Origin of the sequence: Hydrogenophaga sp. 70-12 (assembly GCF_001897365.1) — a bacterium.
GTDB lineage: Bacteria > Pseudomonadota > Gammaproteobacteria > Burkholderiales > Burkholderiaceae_C > Hydrogenophaga > Hydrogenophaga borbori.
This window is the reverse complement of the sequence record NZ_MKSS01000153.1, coordinates 1-2,582: the sequence shown is the minus strand read 5'-3', so window position 1 is coordinate 2,582 and position 2,582 is coordinate 1. Positions and strand designations below refer to the sequence as shown.

Genomic DNA, 2,582 nt, shown 5'->3' with positions numbered 1-2,582 from the left:
CGGCGAAGCTGGCCGCAGCCGCGCTCGCGGCCGCTGTGGCCGCATCAGGCGGGCTGACCGCCAGGGTACCGTCGACGGTAGGGGTCATCCTGCAACTGTAGCGCCAGACGGCACGCACCGCTTTGGGTCACCGATCTAGGCCCTGGTCCCGGGGCGGAATCGGCGCCCCCAGAAACAAAAAGACACCGTCGAACGGTGCCTTTTGTGGGGAGGGTGCGACGTTGGGGGCTCAGGTCGGCACTTTTTTGAGCATCTCGAGGCCGACCTTGCCTTCGGCGATCTCTCGCAGGGCGGTGACACCCGGCTTGTTCTTGCTCTCGATTTTGGGAGCGTGGCCCTGGCTCAGCATGCGGGCGCGGTAGGTGGCGGCCAGCACGAGCTGGAAGCGGTTGGGGATCTGTTCCAGGCAGTCTTCGACGGTGATGCGTGCCATGGTGGGCTCCGGGCAATGTCAGGGGATGTTGAGCGCTTCGAAGGTGTCGCTGCGGGCGCTGCGCTGCGCCGCGTACTTCAAGCGCTGGGCGTGAACGATGGCCTTGAGGTCAAACAGGGCCCGTTCAAACAACTCATTGATTATAACGAAGTCGAAATCCCGGGCATGGGCCATCTCCAGGGCGGCATTGCGCAGGCGCAGATCGATCACCTCGGCGGTGTCCTCGGCGCGCCGCTCCAGGCGCGAGCGCAGCTCCTCCCAGCTGGGTGGCAGGATGAAGATCAGCACCGCGTTGGGAAAGATGCGCTTGACCTGCAGCGCGCCCTGGTAATCGATCTCCAGCACCACGTCGGCGCCTTGCTTGATGCGCTGCTCGATGGCGGTCTTGGAGGTGCCGTAGCGGTTGCCGTGCACCTGCGCCCACTCCAGGAAGGCGTCCTGCGCGACCATCTGGTCGAAGCTTTCCTGGCTCACGAAGTAGTACTCGCGGCCATGCAGCTCCTGCCCCCGCGGCGGGCGCGTGGTGTGCGACACCGAGGGCTGCACGCGGGCATCGAGCTCCATCAGCGCCTTGACCAGGCTGGATTTGCCGGCCCCGCTGGGCGCGGCCACGACGAACAAGTTGCCGGGGTATTGCATCAGGGTCTCATTCGAGGTTCTGCACCTGCTCGCGCATCTGTTCGATGAGCACTTTCATGTCCACCGAGACGCGGGTGAGCTCCAGGCTCGACGATTTGGAGCCCAGGGTGTTGGCTTCGCGGTGCAGCTCCTGGATCAGGAAGTCCAGGCGCTTGCCCACCTCGCCGCCCCGCTGCAGCAGGCGTTCGATCTCGTCCAGGTGGGAGCGCAGGCGCGTGAGTTCTTCCGCCACGTCGATGCGGATGGCGAAGGCCGTGGCCTCGGCCAGGGCGCGGTCGCGCGCGGCCTCGCTGGCGGCGACGCTGCCCGAGGCGTCGGCGCCCAGGGCTTCCTGCCAACGGTCGAGGAAGCGCTGGCGCTGCTGGGCCACGAGCTCGGGGATCAGGGGTTGGGCCGTGTCGGTGAGGGCGCGCAACTGGCCCACGCGATCGAGCAGCATGCTGGCCAGCCGGGCGCCTTCGCGCGCCCGGGCTTCCAGCAGCTGCGTCAGGGCGGTGTCCAGCAGTTCGGGCAGGCGTTCGTGCAGATCGGCCGGCGGGGCGCTGCGGCGTCCCACCAGGGCCAGCACCTCGGCCACCGACAGCGGTTGCGCCTGCGGAAGCCAGGTGCGGATGCTGTCCTGCGCCCCCAGCAGGCGCTGCAGTTCGGCGCTGCCCGGCGCGCGCGGCGTGGCGTCGGATGGGGCTTCGATCCAGGCGCGCACCTCGACCTTGCCGCGCTTGAGCCGCTGCGTGAGGCGTTCGCGCAGGGCGGGTTCGCTCGCGCGCAAGTCGTCGGGGAGCTTGAAACCGAGATCGAGGAATCGGCTGTTGACCGAACGGATTTCGACACCGACGGACGGGCCGGATTCTCCCGCGGCCGGCTCTGCGCCAGCGTTTCGCTGGGCCGAGGCGTAGCCGGTCATGCTGTAAACTGCCATCGCTCTGGGCCGGTGGTGTTGGAGGTCCAAAACGGGGCGTTTCGGAAACCGGTCGAATTATGTCAAAGGTCAAACCCGCTCCTCTGCCACCCGACACGGTGATCGGTGGCTACCGCATCGTTCGCAAGCTGGCCGCCGGCGGTTTTGGCGTGGTGTACCTCGCGGTCGACACCGAAGGTCAGCAGGTCGCCGTCAAGGAATACCTGCCCTCGTCCCTGGCCACGCGTGGCCCCGGCGAGCTGTTGCCGCAGGTGCAGCCCGAAAAGCTGTCGCTGTACCGCCTGGGCCTCAAGAGCTTCTTTGAGGAAGGCCGCGCGCTCGCGCAGATCTCCCACCAATCGGTGGTGAGCGTGCTGAACTTCTTCCGCGAGAACGAAACCGTCTACATGGTCATGAACTACCTGGAGGGCTCGTCCCTGCAGGAATTCATCATCACCGCGCGCGAACTCAAGAAGCAGAAGGTCTTCCGCGAATCCACCATCCGCTCGCTCTACGACGAGGTGCTGCGCGGCCTGCGCATCGTGCACCAGCACAAGATGCTGCACCTCGACATCAAGCCCGCGAACATCTTCGTCACCGACGACAACCGCG

Annotated in this window: 4 protein-coding genes; 1 reads left to right on the top strand and 3 read right to left on the bottom strand. The window is 66.7% G+C overall.

What is annotated here, in order from left to right; translation table 11 throughout:
- Window positions 1–229: 229 nt before the first annotated feature.
- The 3 genes from rpoZ to BGO22_RS09245 are packed head-to-tail and all read right to left on the bottom strand — an operon-like array spanning window position 230 to window position 1,991.
- Entirely contained in the window at window positions 230–433 is a 204-nt protein-coding gene (gene rpoZ / locus BGO22_RS09255) for a DNA-directed RNA polymerase subunit omega (protein ID WP_009519945.1), read from the bottom strand.
- An 18-nt stretch (window positions 434–451) separates the two neighbouring features.
- Window positions 452–1,072: a guanylate kinase gene (gene gmk, locus BGO22_RS09250; protein WP_070397456.1), complete on the bottom strand. Its 621-nt coding sequence runs from the start codon at window positions 1,070–1,072 to the stop codon at window positions 452–454.
- Between the two features lie 7 nt (window positions 1,073–1,079).
- On the bottom strand, window positions 1,080–1,991 hold the full coding sequence (locus tag BGO22_RS09245) for a YicC/YloC family endoribonuclease (protein ID WP_083292834.1): 912 nt from the start codon (window positions 1,989–1,991) through the stop codon (window positions 1,080–1,082).
- 59 nt (window positions 1,992–2,050) lie between these two features.
- Between BGO22_RS09245 and BGO22_RS09240 the strand changes: the two genes are divergently transcribed.
- On the top strand, window positions 2,051–2,582 hold a 532-nt coding region (locus tag BGO22_RS09240), incomplete at its 3' end, for a serine/threonine protein kinase (protein ID WP_286850351.1).

Coding starts and splice junctions, on each gene's coding strand:
- rpoZ (WP_009519945.1), bottom strand. CDS start 433: ATGGCACGCATCACCGTCGAAGACTGCCTGGAACAGATCCCCAACCGC.
- gmk (WP_070397456.1), bottom strand. CDS start 1,072: ATGCAATACCCCGGCAACTTGTTCGTCGTGGCCGCGCCCAGCGGGGCC.
- BGO22_RS09245 (WP_083292834.1), bottom strand. CDS start 1,991: ATGGCAGTTTACAGCATGACCGGCTACGCCTCGGCCCAGCGAAACGCT.